This is a genomic window from Plantactinospora sp. CA-294935 (assembly GCF_050936445.1).
GTDB lineage: Bacteria > Actinomycetota > Actinomycetes > Mycobacteriales > Micromonosporaceae > Plantactinospora.
This window is the reverse complement of sequence record NZ_JBNJMU010000001.1, coordinates 1,371,979-1,392,410: the sequence shown is the minus strand read 5'-3', so window position 1 is coordinate 1,392,410 and position 20,432 is coordinate 1,371,979. Positions and strand designations below refer to the sequence as shown.

The following is a 20,432-nucleotide window of genomic DNA, read 5'->3' as shown; positions in this document are numbered from 1 at the left end:
CCGTCGCCGTCGCCAGCCCTTCACCTGTACGCCAGAGGCGTTACCGAGCCCGGGTAACGCCTCTGGCGTCCAGGTCACCGATCCGGCCCGCGTGGGTGGGGTGACCAGGCTCGGCCCGAGCACACCTCGGGTCGCACGATCGTTGTCAAGGCTGGCGCGAGCGCCGAAGTCGTCCGGGTTACCTACGCGCCCGGATCGATCGTTGCCACCGAAGTAGCGTGTATAGCGCGGTAGCGCGCAAAGCGATGGTACGGTGTCGGTCGTTACCGGACGTAAGCGATTCCGGACACGACCAGAGAGGCCGAGATGGCTGCCGTACTGGAGATCGAAGGTCTTCGCAAGACCTACCGGAGTAGACGCCGGGGCACCCGGCAGGCGTTGGACGGCTTCGACATGCGGGTCGAGGCGGGCCAGGTGCACGGGTTCCTCGGCCCCAACGGCTCGGGCAAGACCACCACGCTGCGTACGCTGCTCGGGCTGATCCGGCCCAACGGGGGCCGGATGGCGATCCTCGGCCAGGAGGTGCCGGCGGCGCTGCCCTCGGTCGCCGGCAGGGTCGGCGCGATCGTGGAGAGCCCGCAGTTCTTCCCGCACTTCTCCGCCCGGGACACCCTCTCGTTGCTGGCCGGGGCCGGCGGCGTGCCGCAGACCCGGGTGATGGAGGTGCTGGAGCTGGTCGGGCTGCGCGAGCGGGCCAAGGACCGGGTCAAGACCTACTCGCTGGGCATGAAGCAGCGGCTCGCGGTCGCCTCCGCCCTGCTCAAGAACCCGAAGCTGCTGATCCTCGACGAGCCGGCCAACGGCCTCGACCCGGGCGGCATCCGGGAGATGCGCAGCCTGATGCGTGACCTCGCCGCATCCGGCATGACCGTGGTGGTCTCCAGCCACATCCTCGGTGAGGTGCAGCTCATCTGCGACTCGGTCACCATCATCTCGCTGGGCCGTCGGGTCGCCGCCGGTCCGGTCGCCGAAGTGCTGGCCGAGCACTCCGGCGGCGGGCTGCGGGTCCGGCTGGAGGCGGTCACCGACCTGCCGGCCGCCGTCGACCTGCTCACCCGGGCCGGCGCCCGGGTCAGCCCGCACGACGACCACCTGCTGGTGTACGAGGTGGACAAACCAGCCACCATCACCCGTACGCTCGCCGCTGCCAACCTCTACGTCAGCGAGCTGGCGCCGATCACCGTCGACCTGGAGAGCGTCTTCCTGGAGCTGACCGCCACCGCTCCGGTGCCGGGCCAGCACCGCCAGGTGGACCAGTCCGTGGTGGTCGACGGCACCTCCGCAACCGACTCCAGGGCGAACGGGGGGTGGGGGGTGTGAACCTCTACACCACGGAACTGCGCCGGCTCGCCAAGCGGCGGTTCGTCCGCTACCTGACCCTGGCCGGACTGCTCGTGCTGGTCGCCGTCGCGATCGGGATGTTCTTCACCAATCAGAAGATCGGGCCGGCCCAGGTCGCCCAGGCGGAACGCGCCGCAGATCAGGAATACCAGCAGAACGTCGCGATGACCGAGCAGCACCGGAAGGAGTGCGAGCGGGCGAAGGCGGCCGGCGACACCTTGCCGGACCGTTTCCCGGAGCAGTGTGCGGACATCCAGCCGCCGCCCCGGGAGGTGTTCCGGGCCGACTGGCACCTGCCGGCCACCTTCGAGTTCCGCGACGAGTTCGCCAGCACCATCACCACGCTCACCGCCGTCCTCGCGCTGGTGGCGTTCGTCGGGGGTGCCTCGTTCGTGGGTGCCGAGTGGAGTACCGGCGGGATGATGAACCTGCTGCTCTGGCGACCGCAGCGGATCCGGGTGCTCCTCACCAAGCTGGGCGCGCTGCTCTCCGCGCTGTTCGGCGTGACGGTGCTGACCGGCGCGCTCTGGACGGCGGCGTTCTGGGCGACCGGCAGCCTCCGGGGCAGCACCGCGGGCATGACCTCCGGGGCCTGGCAGTCGTTCGGCCTGACCGGGCTGCGCGGGCTCGTCCTGATCCTGGTGGCCGGGGTGCTCGGCTTCGGACTGGCCTCGCTCGGCCGGCACACCGCGCTGGCCCTCGGCGGGGTGCTCGGGGTGATGGTGGTCGGGCAGTTCGGCCTGGGCATCGTACTGGCGATGGCCCAGGTCAGGTTCATCGAAAGCTGGCTGCTGCCGACGTACCTGCTGGCCTGGATGGACAAGAAGGTCACGCTGGAGAACTGGGACGCCTGCCAGGCCTCGTTCAGCGGCGAGTGTCACCCGCTGACCAAGGACATCACCTGGCAGAACTCGTCTGTCCTGCTCGCCGTCGGGCTGGTGGTGGTGCTCGGCGGGGCGATCTGGTCGATGCGGCGGCGGGACATCACCTGACGGGACATCACCTGACGGGACATCACCTGACAGGGCATCGTCCGACGGGACATCACCTGACAGGGCATCGTCCTGTCGCGGCGGCGGGTGACGGGGGTCGGGGGCGGCGGCCGGGGGGCGCCGCCCCCGGCGGCCGCCGCGCCCGGGAACGGGTTGTCCGGAGGTGACGGTTGTCGCCGGTGGCGACCGGTGCGGTCCTGGCCGGGCGTCGGTAGGCTGGTGAGCCGCAGGTCGTGCCGTGTCTACCCCGGAGGAGCGCCATGAGGAACGCCTCTGCTCCGGCCGACGACGAGGCGGACGACACCGCCACCGGGCACGCCGAGACCGTCCACGTTCCGCAGCCGCGGCCCGCGCCCGGTGCGGAGTCGGAGGACGTACCCGAGATCCCCGCCCCGGCGCCGCCGGCCGACCCGGCACTGTCCGAGCGGGAGCGCGAGATCCTGGCCTTCGAGCGGCGCTGGTGGAAGCATGCCGGCGCCAAGGAGCAGGCGATCCGGGACGCGTTCGACCTCTCCGCCACCAGGTACTACCAACTCCTCAACGGACTGCTGGACAATCCGGCCGCGCTGGAGGCCGAGCCGATGCTGGTCGCCCGGCTCCGCCGGCTCCGCGCGGCCCGCAGCCGCAACCGCCGCCGCTGACCCGCTCCGGACGGGCCGCGCCGGGCCGCCCGGGACCGGTCACTTCTCGTACGTCCGCAGCCCGTTGCCGAGTGCGATGAAGGTCGGCGCCCACTCGCCGATGAAGATGCCCCAGCGGTCCGCCCGGTCGATCCCGGCGCTCTCCATCTGCTTCGACAGGCACCAGCTCAGGAACGACAGCCCGATGCTGGCCGCGCCCGCCATGTACATGTGCTCGGCCCGCAGGCCCATCCGGTGCAGGTGCTCCAACATCTGCGCTCCCCCCTCGTGTCAAGCCCGCCACTGACGTTACCGTCGGTAATCGTCGCTGGCGGGCAGGTTCCCCGGATGCGTTCCGCCATCCGCGTCGACGTCCGCTCGGCCACGGATCGCCCACCTCGACGACTGGGCGCGGGAACTTGGGACGGCTGGGCGGGGAACTTGGGACGGCTGGGTGCGGGAACTGCTTCCCGACCCGTCGATTCCGGTCGGGCCGGGCCCGATTCGCGGTAGACAGGGGAGGGAGAACCACCGTCGGAGCGCCGGGGAGCCGCCGATGAGACCGTCAGGCAGCCGGGAGTGGCCGGAGCCGCGCCGATGATGCGGGTGTGGTCGGCCTCGGCGGCCGCGCCGGGACGGCTGGAGAACGAGGACCACGTCTTCCGGTCCGGGGAGCTGGTCGGCGTACTCGACGGTGCGACGGTGCCGGACGGCTTCGACACCGGCTGCGTGCACGGTCCGGCCTGGTACGTCCGGCGGCTCGCGGCGCGGCTCGGGCTGGCCGCGGCGGACCGCCCCGCCGCCGCGCTGACCGGCAACCTTGCCGCCGCGATCCTGGCGGTACGCGCGGACCACGGCGGTGCCTGCGACCTCGACCATCCCGGCACCCCGTCGGCGACCGTCTGCCTGCTGCGGCACGGTGGCGACTCCGTCGACTACCTGGTGCTCTGTGACAGCCCGCTGGTGCTCGACCTCGGCGAGCGGATCCAGGTGGTCTCCGACGAGCGGCTGCGGACGGCAATGGCCGATCTGCGGCAGAAGGCGACCACCGTGGCGCGGGTGGGCGGTGAGGTGGACCCGGCGACCCGGTTCCGCCGGGCGGTGGCGTTGCAGCGGGAGCAGATGAACCAGACCCACGGCTACTGGGTGGCCGCCGCCAACCCGGACGCGGCGTACCACGCGGTCGCCGGCAGCCTGCCGCTGCACGGGCCGGGGCGGGTCCGCCGGGCCGCGCTGCTCACCGACGGTGCCTCGGTCGCGGTCGAGCAGTTCGGCCTCTTCGACTGGCGTGGCCTGCTCGACCTGCTCAGCGAGGCCGGACCGGGCGAGCTGATCCGCCGGGTCCGGCTGGTCGAGGCCGGCGACGGCCAGCGGCGCAGCGGCTTCAAGCGGCACGACGACGCCACCGCGGTGCTCTGCGAGTTCGGCGCCTGAACGCCGGCCCGGGCGCGGCACCGGCTCGGCATCGCGGGTGGCGGGTCGAAACCAGGTGGCGCCGATCGCCGGGTGGCGGGTCGAAACCGGGCGGCGGGTCGAAACCGGGTGGCGGCGATCGCCGGGTACGGCGACGATCGGCGTCGTGTCGATTCCCCAGCGGCAGGTCCGGGCCGGCTACACCGACGAGACGATCACGGTCTACCAGGCGTACCCGCCGTCGATCGCCGAGCCGGCGCTGGCCGCCGGCCGGTTCGTGGCCCCGTTCAAGCGGGAGCGGATGACCTGGATCAAGCCCTCCTTCCGGTGGATGATGTACCGCTGCGGCTGGACGGAGAAGCCCGGCCAGGAGCGGGTGCTCGCGGTCGAGATCACCCGGGACGGCTTCGAGTGGGTGCTCGGCCGGGCCTGCCTGAGCCACTACGATCCGGACCGGTATCCGAGCCGGGCGGACTGGGCCGCGCGGCTGAAGACCAGCCCGGTACGCGTGCAGTGGGATCCGGAGCGCTCGCTGGAACTGGCACCGCTGCCGCACCGGTCTCTCCAGGTCGGGCTGAGCGGCCCGGCCGTCGCCCGGTACGTGGACGAGTGGACCGTCGACATCCGCGACGTCACCGCAACCGCGCGGGCGATCCGGGCACACCTGCGGGCCGGCGAGCGGGAGGCGGCGACCGCGCTGCTCCCCGCCGAGCGGCCGTACCCGCTGCCGGAGCCGGTGGCGGCGGTCATCGGCGCGTCCTGAGGCGTGCCGGCGGCGGTCGTACGTGCCCCGCCCGAGGTGTGTCGCGGGTCCGCCGGCCGGCGCCGGGGGAGGCACGACCAGCCAGTCGGTGAGGGGGTCGCCCGGTCGGGTCGGGGTGGCCCGAACGGAGCGGGTCTGGCAAACCGGTGGACGCGGCGGCGCAGCGGCGAGAAGCATCGAGATCGTGACCCGTGAGGTACGGCTGACGCCGGTAGACGAGCAGAATCTCGAACCGCTGCTGTCGGTGGCGGTCGCCGAGACGGAGCCGGACGAGGTGATGCCACCGGTCGAGGCGCCCGCCGGCTGGTCACAGGCTCGGCGCGACGCGTTCCGCGAGTTCCACCGGGCGAACTTCGGCGGCCTGGACGGGCCGACCGGCAATCTGATGTACGCGATCGTCCAGGACGGCGACGTGGTCGGGATGGCCCGGCTGGGCCGGCACGCCGAGCCGGGCACCCTGGAGACCGGGATGTGGCTCGGCAAGTCCACCCGGGGGCAGGGCATCGGGCTGATCGCACTGCGGCTGCTGCTGGCCGAGGCGGTCGAGGCCGGCGCCCGGCGGGTGGTGGCCGAGACCCGGGCGGACAACATCCCGGCGCTGAACCTGCTGGCCCGCTGCGGCGCGGTGCTGGGCGGCGACGGCACGGCGATCCGGGCGGAGATCCGACTCGGGGTAAACGAGGACGTGCCAGCGCCTGGTGAGGCCCGGGCGGCCGGCGGGACCGGGTAGCCGCTGGCCGCCGCCGTCAGCGGGCCGCGCCCGGCCGCAGGCCGGCAAAGATGATCGCCAGGGTACGTTCCCGCAGCTCCGCGTCCCAGCCCCCGTGCAGGGCGCCCTGGCAGGTACTGGCGAGCAGCGCCATCACCTCGGGCAGGCGTACCTGCCGGTCGACCGTGCCGGCGGCCCTGGCCTGACGGAGCAGGCCGTGCACCGCCTCGCCGAGCACTTCCAGCACCTCGGGAAGCTGGATCTCGACGCCGGTCCGGGCCAGCAGGTCCGCCACGGCCTTCTTGGTGGCGGCCTGCTCGACGGTCTGGGCGAAGAACGTGAACAGTCCCGTGCCGTCGCCGTTGTCGCCGCTCAGCGTGGCGGCCCGCTCGACCAGCCCGGCCAGTACGCCCTTCATGATCGCGGCGAGCAGGTCGTTCTTGGTCGGAAAGTGCCGGAAGACCGTACCGATGGCGACCCCGGCCCGGGCCGCGACCTCCTCGGTCGACGCCGCGACGCCGTGCTCGGCGAACACCTCCTCGGCGGCCGCCAGGATCCGGACGCGGTTGCGCTGTGCGTCCGCGCGCAGCGGCCGGCCGGGACCGGCTGTCCGGGACGTCATGCGGGGCTGCCCTCCTTGCAAAATGAGTCGAGGCTCATTATCTTCCTAAGTCGAGTCATCACTCACTCTAGTCCCGGAGGAGATGTTCCCGATGAGCACGCCCAGCGAAGCCTTCACCCGGATCCGGGACAACTTCCTGGCCAACACGGCCGTCTTCGACGAGGACCAGCTCGCCGAGGACGTGGTGGTGGAGATGCCGTTCGCCGCACCCGGCCGGCCCAACCGGATCGAGGGCCGGCGGGAGTTCCTCGACTTCGCCGCCGCCGGCCGGGCCCAGCTCCCACTCCGGATCGACGACTGCCGCAACGTGGTGATCCACGAGACCACCGACCCCGAGGTGATCGTCGTCGAGTACGAACTCGCCGCCACCGTGACCACCACCGGCATCTCCGCCTCCGCCCCGTTCATCGCGGTGCTCCGGGTCCGGGACGGCCGGGTGGCGCACTGGCGGGAATACCAGAACCCGGCCGCGTTGGCCCTGGCGACCGGCCAGGACTGAGCCGCCGGGCGACCCCGAGCCAGTGCGGCCCCGAGCCACCGGGCGGCCCCGAGCCACCGGGCGACCCCGAGCCACCGGGCGACCCCGAGCCGGGAACCGGCTCACCGCTGCGCGGCGTATGCGGCCAGCCAGGCGACCTGGCCCGGATTCAGGGACGGCCGGACCCGGGCCCGGGCCGTCGCCACATGCCCGGCGTGCACGAGGCTCGCCTCCAGCGACTCCCGCATCGCCGCGAGCGCCGCCTCCCGGACCAGCGCCGCGCAGTCCGCCGCGGAGAACCCGTCCAGCTCCTCGGCCAGCGCCGCCAACTCCACCTCCTCGGCCAGCGGCACCGACCGGGCCGCCGCCCTCAGGATCTCGGCCCGGGCGGCGGCGTCCGGCGGCGGCACGTAGACCAGCCGTTCCAGCCGGCCCGGCCGCAACAGCGCCGGGTCCACCAGATCCGGCCGGTTCGTCGCACCGACCACCACCACGTTGCGCAGCGGCTCCACCCCGTCCAGCTCGGTGAGCAGCGCCGCGACGACCCGGTCGGTGGTGCCGCCGTCGGTGGCCTGGCCGCGTACCGGGGCCAGCGCGTCGACCTCGTCGAGGAAGACCAGGGTGGGGGCCGCCTCCCGGGCCCGCCGGAACAGCTCCCGGACCGCCCGCTCGCTCTCGCCCACCCACTTCGAGAGCAGTTCCGCGCCCTTCACCGACAGCACGTTCGCCCGACCGGTACCGGCCAGCGCGCTGACCAGGAAGGTCTTGCCGCAGCCCGGCGGGCCGTAGAGCAGTACGCCGCGCGGCGGCTGCACGCCGAGCCGGGCGAAGGTGTCCGGATAGTTCAGCGGCCAGAGCACCGACTCGGTCAGCATCTCCTTGACCTCCGCCATGTCACCGACGTCGTCCAGGGTGATGTCGGCCAACTCCAGCATCGAGGATTCGGCCATCGAGGTCGGCCGGACCACCTCCAGCGCCGCCGAGAAGTCGGCCATCGCCACCGTCGGCGCGGTCGCCTCCTTCTGGCGCAGCGCGGCGCGTACCCCGGCCTCCCGGGTCAGCGCGGCCAGGTCGGCGGCGACGAATCCCGGCGTACGGGCGGCCACCTCGTCCAGCCGGACGTCCTCGGCCAGCGGCATCCCCCGGGTCAGCACCGTCAACTGCTCCCGGCGCAGCGCGGCGTCCGGCAGCGGGATCGCGATCTCCAGCGAGAGCAGGTCGGGGGAGCGCAGCGCCGGATCCACCGACTCGGGTCGGCTGGTCGTGCAGACCACGGCGGCTCCGGCGCGTACCGTCTCGGCGAGCAGTTGCCGGAAGACCGTGCCCACCGGACCGGGCGTGTCGCGCGGGGCCAGCGCCTCGACGTCGGAGACCAGCAGCACCGCCGGCGGCGCGTCCCGGACCGACGCGGCGGCCTCGCGCAGCCGGCGGGCGGCGGCGTCGTTGGTCAGCGCGGCGACCTCGGGCGCCCAGACCGCGGCGAACCGGGCGCCCACCGCCCGGGAGACCGCCCGGACCAGCGCGGACTTGCCGGACCCGGCCGGACCGGTCAGCAGTACGCCGAGCGAGACCGTGGTGCCCAGCCGGCCCAGCACCTCGCGGTGGTGGAAGCCGAGGTCGAGCAGTTCGGTCAGCTCCTCGGCCTGGGCCCGCAGCCCGGGCAACTCGTCCAGCCCGGGCGCCGGATCCGGCACCGCCCCGGGCGCTGCCGCCGGGCTGGGGCCGCCGGTCACCGCCCGTACCTCGGTCGGTGCGGTGCCGTGCGTGGCGTGGCCGTCCTGCCAGCCCACCACGCTGTCCATGGTCACCAGCACGGAGTCCGTGCCGTCGCCAGGGCGCCCGTTCGCGGACTCCGCCGAGGTCACCGTCAACAGGGTGCTGGTCCAGGCGTAGCCGACGGTGTTCGCCAGGCTGCGTCGGGCCGCCTCGACCAGGGTCCGCACCCCCGCGTCCGGGAGTACGTCCTGGGGCAGCAGGGAGACGTCGTCACCGGTGGTCACCATCTTGCCGAGCAGCGCGAGGCGGAGCATCTCCGGCGAGACCACGGCGACGATCTCCGGCGGGCCGGTCAACACCACCCGGCGGGCCGCCACCACCGGGGTCGGGGCGACGGTGACCTGGCTACCGTCGCGTACCCCGAGGTTGCCGAGGACCAGGTCGTCGGCGTAGAGCAGGGCACGGCTCGCCGACGGCTCCGCCCGGGCCACGATCCCGGCGGTGGTACGGCGTCCGGTGAGCCGTACCGGCGCGCCGGGGTGCAGGCCCAGCGCGGTCAGTACCTCCGGATGCAGCCGGACGATGCCCCGGCGGGCGTCCAGCGCGGCTGGCCGCAGGCTGGCGGTGAGCGTGAGATCCCGACCCGTCACCGGCCGAGAGTACCGGCCGGGAACCAGCCGCCGGGACGCGACGAGTGCACCTTTTTCAACCCCCCTTACCGTCCGGCGGACCGCAAGGTCGGACGCGGTGCGTGCGCGCCGCGCAATTCACGCCGCGCAATCCGGGTTGAGAAGGTTCAGTGCGCCGGTAGCCGTCGACGGCCTCAGCCGTGGTCGTCGGGGCCGAGCAGGGACGGGTCCCGCCGGATCAGGTCGGCGAGCCGGGCGGCGGCGTCCGGGGCCGGCGGATCCTCCGGAGCGGCCCAGCTCGGCACCGTCCGCACCGACATCGGCCAGGAGTGCGGTGGCTGCCCGGCGGTCGGCAACGCCGGCTCGGCGGCGGGGCGTACGGTGACCACCCCGTCCGACCAGGCGACGTGCATCGCCGAGATGTTCGGTCCGTCGGCGACCCACATCGTGACCGCCACGTTCGGATACTCCGCGACGACCCGCTGGACCGCGTCGGTCACCTCCTCGACCGGTGACCCGGCCCGGGCCGCCGCCTCCTGGGCCCGTCGTCGTTGCAGCGCCTCCCGGCGCTCCATCCGTGCCAGTGCGTCGTCCAGTTCGCCCCTCATCGTGTCACCCTTCCCGGCCAACCGCCGACCCGTCGCGGCCGGACCGTCGCGGGCTAAGTCTCCCGCTCCCGGATCGCTCGATCCAGGGCCCGATCCAGCACGATCAGTAAGGCGTCGCGTACCGAAAGTCGATCTCTGGCGTCGAACTGGACCAATGGGACGTGTTCTCCGATCGCCAACGCCCAACGGATCGCCGTCAGGTCGTGCGCGATCTGGCCGTCGAACGCGTTGACCGCGACGACGAAGGGTAGACGGGCCCGCTCGAAGTAGTCGATGGCGGGATAGCAGTCGTCGAGCCGCGAGGAGTCCACCACCACCAGCGCTCCGAGCGCGCCCCGGGCCAGGTCGTCCCACATGAACCCGAACCGGGACTGCCCCGGCGTGCCGAAGAGGTACAGCTTGAGACTGCGGTCGATGGTGACGCAGCCGAAGTCCATCGCCACCGTCGTGGTGGTCTTCTCGGAGCGGATTCCCGGATCGTCGACGCCGATCCCGGCGGTGGTCATCTCCGCCTCGGTGGTCAGCGGCGCGATCTCCGAGATGGCGCCGACCGTGGTGGTCTTGCCGACCCCGAAACCGCCGGCGATCAAAATCTTCACCGGAATCGGCGGCGCGGTGCCACGCCGCTGCTCGGACCGGTGCGCCCCGGCCGGGTCGGCGCCGGTCTCCCGGGCGTGCCGGGGCGGTACGTGGCGGGTGGGCGGGGCGTACCCGGCGGGCAGCCCCCGGCCCGTCCCGACGCCGTGTCCGGGTGGGCTGCCGTACCGGCCGGGTGCGCTGTTCGCCAGGGGGCCGGCCGGCGGCGAGGCGGGCCAGTCAGGAGATCGCACGAAGTCCATCGATCACTCGCATAATGAGGTCGGGGTCGTGGGCATCCTCGACGGGACAGACGTGCACGTCGAGGTGGCCGGCGGCCCGCAGGTCACCGACCAGGATCTTGGTGACGCCGAGATGCATCCGGAGCCGTGCGGAGATCTCCGCCACGGACATCGGCTCGGCGCACAGCGCGACGATCTCCTGGAGTTCCGAGGAGAGCCGGTTGACCGGTGGGCTGGTCCAGGACGTGGCATCGATCCTCGCAGTCACCTGGGTCTCCAACCCGATCGCCGGATCGGCCCCGGTGACCCGCCCGGAGGTCAGCACGAATGGGCGCAGCCCGGTCGGCACCGGCTGTACGATCGGCAGCTCTCCGGTGTCGGCCTCCGGCTCCGCCTCCTCCTCCGCCAGCGCGGCCTGGAGATAGGGACGGATCCGGACCGTCGACAGTACCTCCGGCTCCGGCTCCGCGTCCGGCTCCGGCACCTCGCTCCGCTCGGTCATGCCGGTCCCTCACTCCGCCCGCGGGCGTTCCGGGGTGTACGGCGCGGCGGGCCGCCGCCCACCGCAGCACCCGTGGTCACGACTGGACGGAGTTCTTCAGCTCGACGATCAGGCGAGGGGTGAGCGCGCCTCCGGCCCGACCGGCGAACAGGGTCATCTCGTAGGCGACGGTGCCGAGGTTGGCCGACCGGTCGGCGACCACCCCGAGGACCGAGCCGCTGCTGATCGCGCTGACCAGCAGGTAGCCGTCGGTCATGTCAACCACCACCCGGTTGAGCGCGCCCAGCGTGTACCAGTTCGCGGCGCCGCTGGCCAGGCTGGTCATCCCGGAGACCACCGCGGCCAGGCGCTCCGCGTTGGACCGGTCCTTGATCGACGACATGGCCATCAGCAGACCGTCGGAGGAGACCGCGATCGCCTCCTGTACGCCGGCGGTGCCGGACGTGAACGAGTCCAGCAACCAGTTGAAGGTGCGCGCCTCCTGGCTCAGCTCGCCGGCGCCCGCTGCCTGCTGGTCCTGCTCGGTACGGATGAAGGGAGTGCTCATCGTGGGGTTCCCTCTTCGTGGCGGTGTTCTGTTCGGACTTCGCTCAGCGCGCGGGCGACACCGGACTCGAACTGCATCATCAGCTCGCGTACCTTGTCCGGGTCGCCCGGTCCGGCGGCGGCGATGGCCGGTGCCTGGCCGAGCGGGGTGGTCGGCAGCGGAATGCTCAGGTTGGCTCCGGGGACCCTGCGGTTGAGCCGCGGCGGAGCGTCCGTCGCGGCGGGGGTCGCCGCTGCGATGCCGTTGGGTCGGGAGGCCGACCCCGCCGGCCCGAGGGTACCGCCCTCCGGACGCGGGCCGGTCCGCTCCGGCGGGGTGGCTCCCCGCGGCCGCTGGTCAGTCCCCTCCGGACCGGCGGCCGCCGGCCGTGGGGCGCCCTGGCGGGGCTCTCCGGACCCGGTGCCGACCTGCTCCGGCCGGAGATCCGGGCCGGCCGGCCGGGACTGCTGCTCGCGCTGCGCCCGGCGTACCCCGGCCTCGAACTCCTCGATCAACGCCCGGACCACGGACGGGTCGGCCGGGGTCGGCTCGGGGCGGGTCCTGCTGGTGGTGTTCGGCAGTTGGGCGCCCGGGACCCGCTGGCGCAGCCCGGTGCCGGGGCCGGACGAGGCGGGTCCCGGGCTGCTGTCGGCGGAAGGCGTCGCGGGCGCACCGGAGGACGCCGGGCCACCTTCCGCATCCGGGCCACCGGGCCGGTCGCCCGGGGCGCCACCGCCCGGTTGTCCCGCCGGGTCCGCGCCGGTCCTGACGGCACCGGGCCGGGCGGTGTCGGGCTGGGCCGGGCCGGTCCCGGCGGCGCTGGGCTGGGCAGTGCCGGGCTGGGCGGTGCCGGTCTCGGCGACGCTGGGCTGGGCAATGCCGGGCTGGGCGGTGCCGGTCTCGGCGGCGCTGGTCTCGGCGGCGCTGGGCTGGGCGGTGGCCACCGGGCGGGTCAGGAAGGCGTTCCAGGGCTGGCCGGACGTCAGCGACCGGGTGGCCCGGCGGATCAGCTCCTCGTCGAAGACCGGTCCGGCCGGTACCGCCACCGGCATCAGCTCGGGCAGCCGGAACACCGGCGCGGTCTCGGCCATCGCCGGCACCGGTTCCGGGAACACCGGCGCCGGCCCGGCGGGGCTGTGTACCGGCACCGGCTCGGTGGGCCTGGACGGTGCCGGCTCGGCGGTCGGGGCCGTCGCCCGGCCGACCGGGGTGCCGGCCTCGGTGATCCGGACCGGTCGGACCGGCAGCGGCGCCGAGGCGCTGGCCCGGGGCGTCGGCAGTTCGGACTCCGGACGGCGGGTGACCAGCAGCCAGTCGTCGATCTCCACCCCGACGGTGACCCCGCCGCCGGGCGTGGTCGCCGAGAGGGTGACCCGCCAGCCGTGCCGGCGGGCCAGCCGGCCCACCACGAACAGTCCGAGCACCTCGGTCGGGACCAGGTCCAGCCGTTCCCGCCGGGTCAGCCGGGCGTTCTCCTCGGCCAGCCGCTCCGGGGCCATCCCGATGCCGTGGTCGACCAGGTTGAGGCGTATCCCGCCAGGGATGACCTCGGCGAGCACGGTGACCCGGGTGTGCGGCGGGGAGAAGGCGGTGGCGTTCTCCATCAGCTCGGCGAGGGTCAGCACCAGGTCGCCGATCACCCCGGGCGCCACTCCGACGTCGAGCCGGACCTGCACGTCGACCCGGGTGAAGTCCTCGATCTCGCCGAGTGCCAGCCGGACCACGTCACCCAGCGGCAGCGGGGCGACGTGCCCGTCGCCACCGGCGCCGCCGGAGAGCACCACCAGGCTGCTCGCGTTGCGGCGCAGCCGGCTGGAGACGTGGTCGAGCCGGTAGAGGTGCTGGAGCCGACCCGGGTCCGTCTCCTGGTGTTCCAGCCGGTCGATCAGGGCGATCTGCCGGCCGACCAGGTTCTGGGTGCGCCGTCCGACGTGCCCGAACATCTGGGCCACGTTCCGCCGGCTGGCGGCCTGCCGCTCCACCAGCCGGGCGGCCGTACCCTGCACCCGCTCGAAGGCCCGGGCCAGGTCGCCGATCTCGTCGCGACCGTCCACGTCGACCGGGTCGAGCCGGATCGGCTGGTACGACTCGGACTCGTCGTCGACGATCCGGGTCAGCTCCTCCTCGGCGACCCGGGCCATCCGGTCGGCGGAGACGGTCAGCCGGGTCAGCGGCCGGGCGACGGTACGCGCCACCGCCAGGCTGAGCAGCATCATCAGCGCGATGATCAGCAGCACCAGCAGCCCGACCGTGTACGCACCGGCGATGGCCCGCTGCCGCTGGTCGGTCACCTCGGTGACCACGTCGGTGACGATCTTCTTCTCGATGAACTGGCCGAGCGTGATCAGCGAGATGGCGGCCGGGAACAGGTCCGCCAGGTTCAGGTCGGCGATCGCCTCGGTCGGGTCGGTGGGACCGGCGCTGAGGAACTCCGGGCCGGTCCGGGCCGCAGTCGCCCGCTCGATGAGCCGGTAGAGATCGTTCTGTGCCGGGGTGGCGAAGCTGCGGAACCGGGCCAGATTGGATTCGAGCCCGGCCATGGTGCCGACGTACGCGATGCCGGCGGCCGGGGTCTTCGTGCCGGCGACCAGCACGATCAGGCTGGCCGCGGCGCTGATCCCCTCGTCGGTGAGGAGCACCGCGTCCAGGGCGATCATCTGGCGGCCCTCGGGCGTGGTCGCGTCGGCGGACCGGACCAGACCCAGCGACGCGATCAGCGCGGTGTGTACCTGCCCGAACGCGGTGATGACCTGGTCCGGCCTGGCCCGCCGGGCCAGTACGCCGGCCCGCAGGTCGGCCAGCCGCCCGACATCCGCGATCGCGCTGTCGATCTCCCCGGTCAACTGCTCGCCGAGGTCGGCCCGCAGGTCGGCGATCCGGTCACCCACCTGCGCGCTCTGCTGGACCAGTTCCGAGCGGTCGACGACGTTCAGCAGGTAGCCGACGGAGAGCAGCCGCTCCCGCTGGAGATCCTGCACGAGGGTGCCGACCTGGCCGGCCCGGCGCACCGTGTCGGCGGTGTCGGCGGCCTTCTGGGCCGAGGAGATCCGGTCGGCCAGCACCGGGACGGCGAGGCCGATGGTGCTGAGCAGCGGAAGGATGACGAGCAGGGCCAGCCGGCCCCGGATCCGGAGCCTACCGAGCATCGGGACGTCCCCACGGCGCCGGGCGCTCCGGCACGGTCGACTGGCCGGCCTGGCCGGCGGGTACCGGATCCTGCCAGTCCGCCAGCGGGGATCGCCGGCCCGGCTCGCCCGAGGGGTCCGGCCGGCGCGGCCGGCGTTCGGGCAGCGGGGGCAGCCCGCCGGCCGGCGGCCCGGCCACGGCCGCGCCGACCGGCCGCGCCGACTCGGCCAGCGGCGGCCCGGTCGGGGGCGGCCCGGACTCGGCGTCGGCGACCGGGCGCAACCCGCCGGTGGCCGGTTCGCCGGCCTCGGCCGGGGTGCCGCCGCCCCGGGCGGATCGGGCGGCCAGCACCGGCAGGGCGGCGAGGGCGAGCACCAGGAGTACGGCCAGCACCAGCGCGCCGGCCGCGATCCGCTGCTCGCCGGTCAGCCCGTCGACCCGGTCCCGGAGCAGGATGTCGAGTTCGGTCAGGATGATCGTGGCCAGCCCGGATCCGGCGAGCTGCGCGGAGGCTCGGGCGGCACCCACCTGGATCGGGTTGGGTGCGGCCGAGTCCCGGGTGAGCGTGGCCAGGTCCTCCACCGCACGCTGGTAGCCGTCGAGCCGGCTGAGCAGGTTGCCGCCGAGCGTCCGGCTGGCGGTGTTCTCCACCGCCGCGCGCAGGTTCTCGACCAGGTCGGCGGCGGGGGCGAGTACGGCGGACCGGGCCAGGGCCAGCTCGCCGGCGGTACGCAGCGGGTTGCCACCCGAGCGGCCCGCCGCGAGTACCGAGCGGTCGGCGAGCCGTCCGGCCGCGACCAGGGCTTCCGGCAGCTCCTCGGCCACCGCGTCCTGGAGGTGGTAGGAGTCCGACTCCGGGTCCCGGATCAGCCCGGAACTCTCCCGCACCTTGGCGTAGAGCGCCAGCAGCAGGTCGGTGGTCTCGGTGTAGACCGTCCAGGCGTCCTGCGGGTTGGCCGGCGGGCGGTCCGGCAGCGCCTCGATCTTGGCGTGCAGCCCGGCCCAGCGCTCGCTGGTACGCAGCTCGGCGCCGTACCGGACGTCGACCGCGCTGGTCTCCTCGACCGCGGTACGCAGCGCGGCGGCGGCCGCCGCCCGGCCCGCCACGGCACCGGACTGGGCGTCGACCAGGGCGAGCGTCACCTGTCCCAGGGAACGCAGGTACTCGACCCCGTGCCGTTCGCGTTCGGCGACCGTGAGCCGGTCGTCGTTGCTGCGCCAGGCCGAGCTGAACAGCACGCCGGCCGGAAGCAGCAGGGCGACCGCGAGCAGTACTCGCAGCGCCGTACCGGTCCGGTTCGGCTCGCGCCGGGACCGTTGCGCGGGAACTGTCATCGTCCATCTCCATCGGCGCGAGGGGGTCGATCTGCGTGGCGGGCGTGGGGAGACCGCCCGGTCCCGTCCACCGGACCGGAAAACTAGTAGACGTCGGACCCGCTCGATCGGGGCTGAGCAGTCAGTTATGCGTCACTTGGGTACAGGTAACACCCGGTGAGCAAAAATGTGACTCCTTGTGCATAGTTGCCTAGGCGCATGTATTGATTTAGTGGGCGCTGCACCGAAAGATCGGAATTCACAGGATCCGAAGTCGCCGCGCCGGATACCCGGTGGTGCAATGCGGACGACGACTCACAGCCGCCGAACGGACCAGCCGGACGGACGTACGGCGGATCTCAGCCAACGCTCAGCTCCGGAGCCGTACGGTGTGACCCATGCCTTCCCGACTGCTGGCGCGGCTGCGCCGTGCCCGGCCGACCCGGCGCCGGTTGATTGCCGGATCGACCGTGCTGGTGTTGCTGGCCGCGCTGGTCGGCTGGGCGGTGTGGCCGGAGAACCCGCCCTACTCCACAACGGACTCCATGATTTCCGTCCGGTCCGGACCGGGCGGCGACCAGCCGGTCGACCTGGACACCAGGTTCTACCTGCCGGACGGGGCGAGCGCCGACCGGCCCGTGCCGGCGGTGCTGCTGGCGCACGGCTTCGGCGGCACGAAGCGGTCCGTCGAGTCCGACGCCGAGGACCTGGCCGGGCTGGGTTACGCCGTGTTGACGTACACCGCCCGGGGGTTCGGGCGCAGCGGCGGGCAGATCCACCTGGACCACCCCGACTACGAGGTACGGGACGCGGCCCGGCTGCTCGACTGGCTCGCCGCGCGGCCGGAGATCCGCAAGGATACGGCCGGCGACCCCCGGGTGGGCGTGGTCGGCGGCTCGTACGGCGGCGGCCTGGCCCTGCTGCTGGCCGCCCAGGACCAGCGGGTGGACGCCATCGTGCCGATGATCACCTGGAACGACCTGGCCCGCTCCTTCCTGCCCGAGTCCACCGGCCGGGAGCCGGTCGACGGGGTGTTCAAGAAGGGCTGGGCCGGGATCTTCTTCGGCAGCGGCGGCGGTACCGGCCTGGGCGGACTCACCGCCCCCGGCGCCGCACCGGGCGGCGAGGACTCCGGCGACGAGGGTGCCGACGAGGACGGTCCGGCCGGCGGCCAGGACCCGGTGCTCGGCACGGTGCCGGGTGCCGCGCCGGGCGGTACCCCGGACGACCCGGCCTGCGGGCGCTTCGCCGCCGACGTCTGCGCCGCGTACCTGCGGATCGCCACCACGGGCCGGGCCGACCCGGCGGCGGTCGAGGTGCTCCGCCGGTCCAGCCCGGCCGGCGTGCTCGACCGGATCAAGGCGCCCACCCTGCTGGTCCAGGGCGCCGCGGACACCCTCTTCCCGCTCGCCGAGGCGGACGCCAACGCCCGGGGCATCGCGGCCGGTGGCACCCCGGTCCGGGTCGCCTGGTTCACCGGCGGACACGACGGCGGCGAGGGCCCGCAGACCGACCGGGACCGGTTGCGCTTCCTGATGGCACAGTGGCTGGAGCACTACGTCAAGGGGTCCGGCGACGCGCCGTCGACCAGCTTCACCTGGTCGCGGATCGCCGGCTTCGACGCACTGGACCGCGGCCTGGTCGCCACCGGCTTCTCCGTCACCGACTATCCGGGCGTCGGCGGCACCACCACCGAGTCGATCGCGGTGGCCGGACCGGCACAGCGGATCGCCAACCCGCCGGCCGGCAACCCGGCGGCGATCTCCGCACTGCCGTTCGGCGGCGGCTTCTCGTCCCTGCTCGACGGGGTCGCCGGTGACCTGCCCGGCCAGCACGCCCGGTTCGAGTCGGCACCGCTTCCCCGGGCCGTCGACGTGGTCGGCTCGCCGACGGTCACCATCCGGGCCGCGTCGCCGACCGGCGAGGCGGTGCTCTTCGTCAAGCTCTACGACGTCGATCCGAACGGCCCGGCCGCGCTCTCGAACGGCCTCGTCGCGCCGGTCCGGCTGACCGGGCTGCCGGCCGACATCTCCGCCGCGACGCCGGTCCGGGTCACCCTGCCGGCGATCGTGCGCCGGATCGAGGCCGGGCACCGGCTCCGGATCGTGGTCGCCACCTCCGACCAGGGCTACGCCACCCCGGTCGAGCCGGTCACCTACACCGTCGCGCTGGCCGGGCCGGCCTCCGGGGCCGTACCCGGGATGCCGGCCGGTGCCGCCCTGACCGGCGCCGAGGTGTCGCTGCCGACCGTGGTCGGCGAGCCGATCGCCACCCCGGCGGTGGTCTGGCGCTGGGCGCTCGCCGGCCTGGTCGCCGCGATCGTGCTCGGGCTCGTCGTGGTGGTGGCCGTGCTCCGCCGCCGGCACCGCCGGCACGACACCTCGGTGCATCCCGAGTACGCCGACACGCCGCTGGTCGTCCGCGACCTGCGCAAGGAGTACGCCGACGGCTTCGTCGCGGTCTCCCGGATCGACTTCGAGGTGCACCGGGGCCAGGTGGTCGGCCTGCTCGGGCCGAACGGCGCCGGCAAGACCACCACGCTGCGGGTGCTGATGGGGCTGACCCAGCCGACCACCGGCGAGATCCACGTCTTCGGGCACCGGCTGGTGCCCGGCTCGCCGGTGCTGTCCAGGATCGGCGCGCTGGTGGAGGGGCCGGGCTTCCTGCCGCACCTGAGCGGTCTGGAAAACCTGCGCGCGTACTGGCGGGCGACCGGCCGGCCGGAGGCGGACGCGCACTTCGAGGAGGCGCTGGAGATCGCCGGGCTCGGCGACTCGATCCACCGGAAGACCCGGAAGTACAGCCACGGCATGCGGCAGCGGCTGGCCATCGCACAGGCCATGCTCGGCCTGCCGGAGCTGCTGGTGCTGGACGAGCCGACGGACGGGCTGGACCCGCCGCAGATCGCCGAGATGCGCCGGGTGCTGCGCCGGTACGCCACCGACGGCCGGGCGGTGCTGGTCTCCAGCCACCTGCTGGCCGAGGTGGAACAGACCTGCACGCACGCGGTCGTCGTGCACAAGGGGCAGATCGTGGCGGCCGGCAGAGTGGAGGAGATCGTCGGCGAGTCGCCGAGTACCCAGTTCGACGTCTCCGACGTCGACGCCGCCCGGGCGGTACTGGACCGGCTCGACGGTGTCCGGGTGCTGCCGGAGACCAACGGCGCGCTGGTGGTCGACACCAACGGCACCGCCCGGAGCGCGGTGGTGGCCGAACTGGTCCGGGCCGGTGTCGGGGTGGACCGGGTGGTGCCGCGCCGCCGCCTGGAGGACGCCTTCCTCGCCCTGGTCGGCGAGAACTCTCGGGGAAGCGGGGACCGCTGATGACCGCCACGGAGACCAGGGCACCGGACGCGGCCGGCGGTGCCGCCGGGTACCGGCCCCGGGCCACGCTCTCGATCGCCGCCGAGTGGCGCCGGCAGGCGTCCCGCCGACGTACCCAGTTCGCGCTCGGCTTCATGGTGCTGCTACCGCTGATCATCCTGATCGCGTTCCAGTTCGAGGGCTCCGGCGACGACGACAACGGCGGGGGCGAGTTCGGCAGCCTGATCGAGCTGGCCACCAGCGGCGGGCTCAACTTCACCCTTTTCGCGCTGCTCGTCTCGTCGTCGTTCCTGCTGGTCGTGGTGGTGGCGCTGTTCTGCGGCGACACGGTGGCCAGCGAGGCGAGCTGGGGCAGCCTGCGCTACCTGCTGGCCGTACCGGTGCCCCGGGCCCGACTGCTGGCGGTCAAGCTGGTGGTCGCACTCGGGTACTCGCTGCTGGCCCTGCTGCTGCTGGCCGGCACCGCGCTGCTCGTCGGCACCCTCCGGTACGGCTGGTCCCCGCTCTCCAGCACGGTCGCCGCGCAGATCCCGGCCGGGGAGGGACTGCTGCGCCTGCTCGGCATCCTCGGCTATCTGGCGGTCGTACTGCTGGTCGTGGCCGGCCTGGCGTTCCTGCTGTCGGTGACCACGGACGCGGCGCTCGGCGCCGTCGGTGGCGCGGTGCTGCTCTGGATCCTCTCCAGCATCCTCGACCAGATCACCGCGCTGGGAGTGGTGCGGGACTTCCTGCCGACGCACTACAGCAGCGCCTGGCTCGGCCTGCTCTCCACTCCGGTGCAGACCGACGACATCGTCAAGGGCGCCATCTCGGCGATCTGCTACGCCACGGTGTTCTGGTCGCTCGCGTTCTGGCGCTTCACTCGCAAGGACGTGGTGTCGTAGTACTCCGGAAGGAGACCTGCGTAGAGATCCCGAGTTTTGAGGCAGGGG

The 20,432-nt window shown here is 73.6% G+C and carries 18 protein-coding genes; 9 read left to right on the top strand and 9 right to left on the bottom strand.

What is annotated here, in order from left to right:
* Window positions 1-306 precede the first annotated feature (306 nt).
* From ACQEVC_RS06300 to ACQEVC_RS06290, 3 genes are all read left to right on the top strand, one after another.
* Window positions 307-1,320, top strand: coding sequence for an ATP-binding cassette domain-containing protein (locus tag ACQEVC_RS06300; RefSeq protein WP_432874124.1), 1,014 nt, complete (start codon window positions 307-309; stop codon window positions 1,318-1,320).
* Entirely contained in the window at window positions 1,317-2,333 is a 1,017-nt protein-coding gene (locus ACQEVC_RS06295) for an ABC transporter permease subunit (protein ID WP_432874122.1), read from the top strand. The genes ACQEVC_RS06300 and ACQEVC_RS06295 overlap by 4 nt, the downstream gene beginning before the upstream one ends.
* Window positions 2,334-2,593: 260 nt before the next feature.
* Window positions 2,594-2,974: a DUF3263 domain-containing protein gene (locus tag ACQEVC_RS06290; RefSeq protein ID WP_432874120.1), complete on the top strand. Its 381-nt coding sequence runs from the start codon at window positions 2,594-2,596 to the stop codon at window positions 2,972-2,974.
* Window positions 2,975-3,013: 39 nt separating this feature from the next.
* Here ACQEVC_RS06290 and ACQEVC_RS06285 read toward each other — a convergent pair whose 3' ends face one another.
* Window positions 3,014-3,226 carry a hypothetical protein gene (locus ACQEVC_RS06285; RefSeq protein WP_107257510.1) on the bottom strand — a complete coding sequence of 71 codons (213 nt, stop codon included), beginning with the start codon at window positions 3,224-3,226 and terminating at the stop codon, window positions 3,014-3,016.
* Between the two features lie 324 nt (window positions 3,227-3,550).
* Between ACQEVC_RS06285 and ACQEVC_RS06280 the strand changes: the two genes are divergently transcribed.
* The 3 genes from ACQEVC_RS06280 (at window position 3,551) to ACQEVC_RS06270 (ending at window position 5,859) form a co-directional block, all read left to right on the top strand.
* A complete protein-coding gene (locus tag ACQEVC_RS06280) occupies window positions 3,551-4,387 on the top strand; it encodes a hypothetical protein (RefSeq protein ID WP_432874118.1) in 837 nt (278 codons plus the stop codon).
* A gap of 145 nt (window positions 4,388-4,532) precedes the next feature.
* Window positions 4,533-5,129, top strand: a complete 597-nt coding sequence (locus ACQEVC_RS06275) for a DUF4291 domain-containing protein (protein WP_432874117.1) — start codon at window positions 4,533-4,535, stop codon at window positions 5,127-5,129.
* Window positions 5,130-5,313: 184 nt separating this feature from the next.
* Window positions 5,314-5,859 (top strand): GNAT family N-acetyltransferase, encoded by a 546-nt coding sequence (locus ACQEVC_RS06270; RefSeq protein WP_432874116.1) that lies wholly within the window; start codon window positions 5,314-5,316, stop codon window positions 5,857-5,859.
* A 16-nt stretch (window positions 5,860-5,875) separates the two neighbouring features.
* Here the strand turns inward: ACQEVC_RS06270 and ACQEVC_RS06265 are convergent, their stop codons facing one another.
* Window positions 5,876-6,460 (bottom strand): TetR/AcrR family transcriptional regulator, encoded by a 585-nt coding sequence (locus ACQEVC_RS06265; protein ID WP_432874115.1) that lies wholly within the window; start codon window positions 6,458-6,460, stop codon window positions 5,876-5,878.
* A 91-nt stretch (window positions 6,461-6,551) separates the two neighbouring features.
* On the opposite strand from ACQEVC_RS06265, the gene ACQEVC_RS06260 reads away from it, so the two are divergent.
* Complete coding sequence (locus ACQEVC_RS06260) at window positions 6,552-6,959, top strand: nuclear transport factor 2 family protein (RefSeq protein WP_432874114.1); 408 nt, start codon at window positions 6,552-6,554, stop codon at window positions 6,957-6,959.
* Between the two features lie 101 nt (window positions 6,960-7,060).
* Here ACQEVC_RS06260 and ACQEVC_RS06255 read toward each other — a convergent pair whose 3' ends face one another.
* From ACQEVC_RS06255 to ACQEVC_RS06225, 7 genes are all read right to left on the bottom strand, one after another.
* Window positions 7,061-9,304: an AAA family ATPase gene (locus ACQEVC_RS06255; RefSeq protein WP_432874113.1), complete on the bottom strand. Its 2,244-nt coding sequence runs from the start codon at window positions 9,302-9,304 to the stop codon at window positions 7,061-7,063.
* Window positions 9,305-9,477: 173 nt separating this feature from the next.
* Entirely contained in the window at window positions 9,478-9,891 is a 414-nt protein-coding gene (locus tag ACQEVC_RS06250) for a hypothetical protein (RefSeq protein ID WP_432874112.1), read from the bottom strand.
* A gap of 53 nt (window positions 9,892-9,944) precedes the next feature.
* The gene (locus tag ACQEVC_RS06245; RefSeq protein ID WP_432874110.1) at window positions 9,945-10,730 is read right to left on the bottom strand and encodes a GTP-binding protein; all 786 of its coding nucleotides are present in this window, start codon (window positions 10,728-10,730) and stop codon (window positions 9,945-9,947) included.
* Complete coding sequence (locus tag ACQEVC_RS06240; RefSeq protein WP_432874108.1) at window positions 10,708-11,211, bottom strand: DUF742 domain-containing protein; 504 nt, start codon at window positions 11,209-11,211, stop codon at window positions 10,708-10,710. Before ACQEVC_RS06240 ends, ACQEVC_RS06245 begins: the two co-directional genes overlap by 23 nt.
* A 76-nt stretch (window positions 11,212-11,287) precedes the next feature.
* A complete protein-coding gene (locus ACQEVC_RS06235) occupies window positions 11,288-11,758 on the bottom strand; it encodes a roadblock/LC7 domain-containing protein (RefSeq protein ID WP_432874107.1) in 471 nt (156 codons plus the stop codon).
* Window positions 11,755-14,883, bottom strand: a complete 3,129-nt coding sequence (locus ACQEVC_RS06230; RefSeq protein ID WP_432874105.1) for a nitrate- and nitrite sensing domain-containing protein — start codon at window positions 14,881-14,883, stop codon at window positions 11,755-11,757. Before ACQEVC_RS06230 ends, ACQEVC_RS06235 begins: the two co-directional genes overlap by 4 nt.
* Window positions 14,873-16,198, bottom strand: a complete 1,326-nt coding sequence (locus ACQEVC_RS06225; RefSeq protein WP_432874103.1) for a hypothetical protein — start codon at window positions 16,196-16,198, stop codon at window positions 14,873-14,875. Before ACQEVC_RS06225 ends, ACQEVC_RS06230 begins: the two co-directional genes overlap by 11 nt.
* A gap of 377 nt (window positions 16,199-16,575) precedes the next feature.
* Between ACQEVC_RS06225 and ACQEVC_RS06220 the strand changes: the two genes are divergently transcribed.
* Window positions 16,576-19,500, top strand: coding sequence for an alpha/beta fold hydrolase (locus ACQEVC_RS06220; protein WP_432874101.1), 2,925 nt, complete (start codon window positions 16,576-16,578; stop codon window positions 19,498-19,500).
* Window positions 19,500-20,384 (top strand): ABC transporter permease subunit, encoded by an 885-nt coding sequence (locus ACQEVC_RS06215; protein ID WP_432874099.1) that lies wholly within the window; start codon window positions 19,500-19,502, stop codon window positions 20,382-20,384. Before ACQEVC_RS06220 ends, ACQEVC_RS06215 begins: the two co-directional genes overlap by 1 nt.
* Window positions 20,385-20,432: the final 48 nt, after the last annotated feature.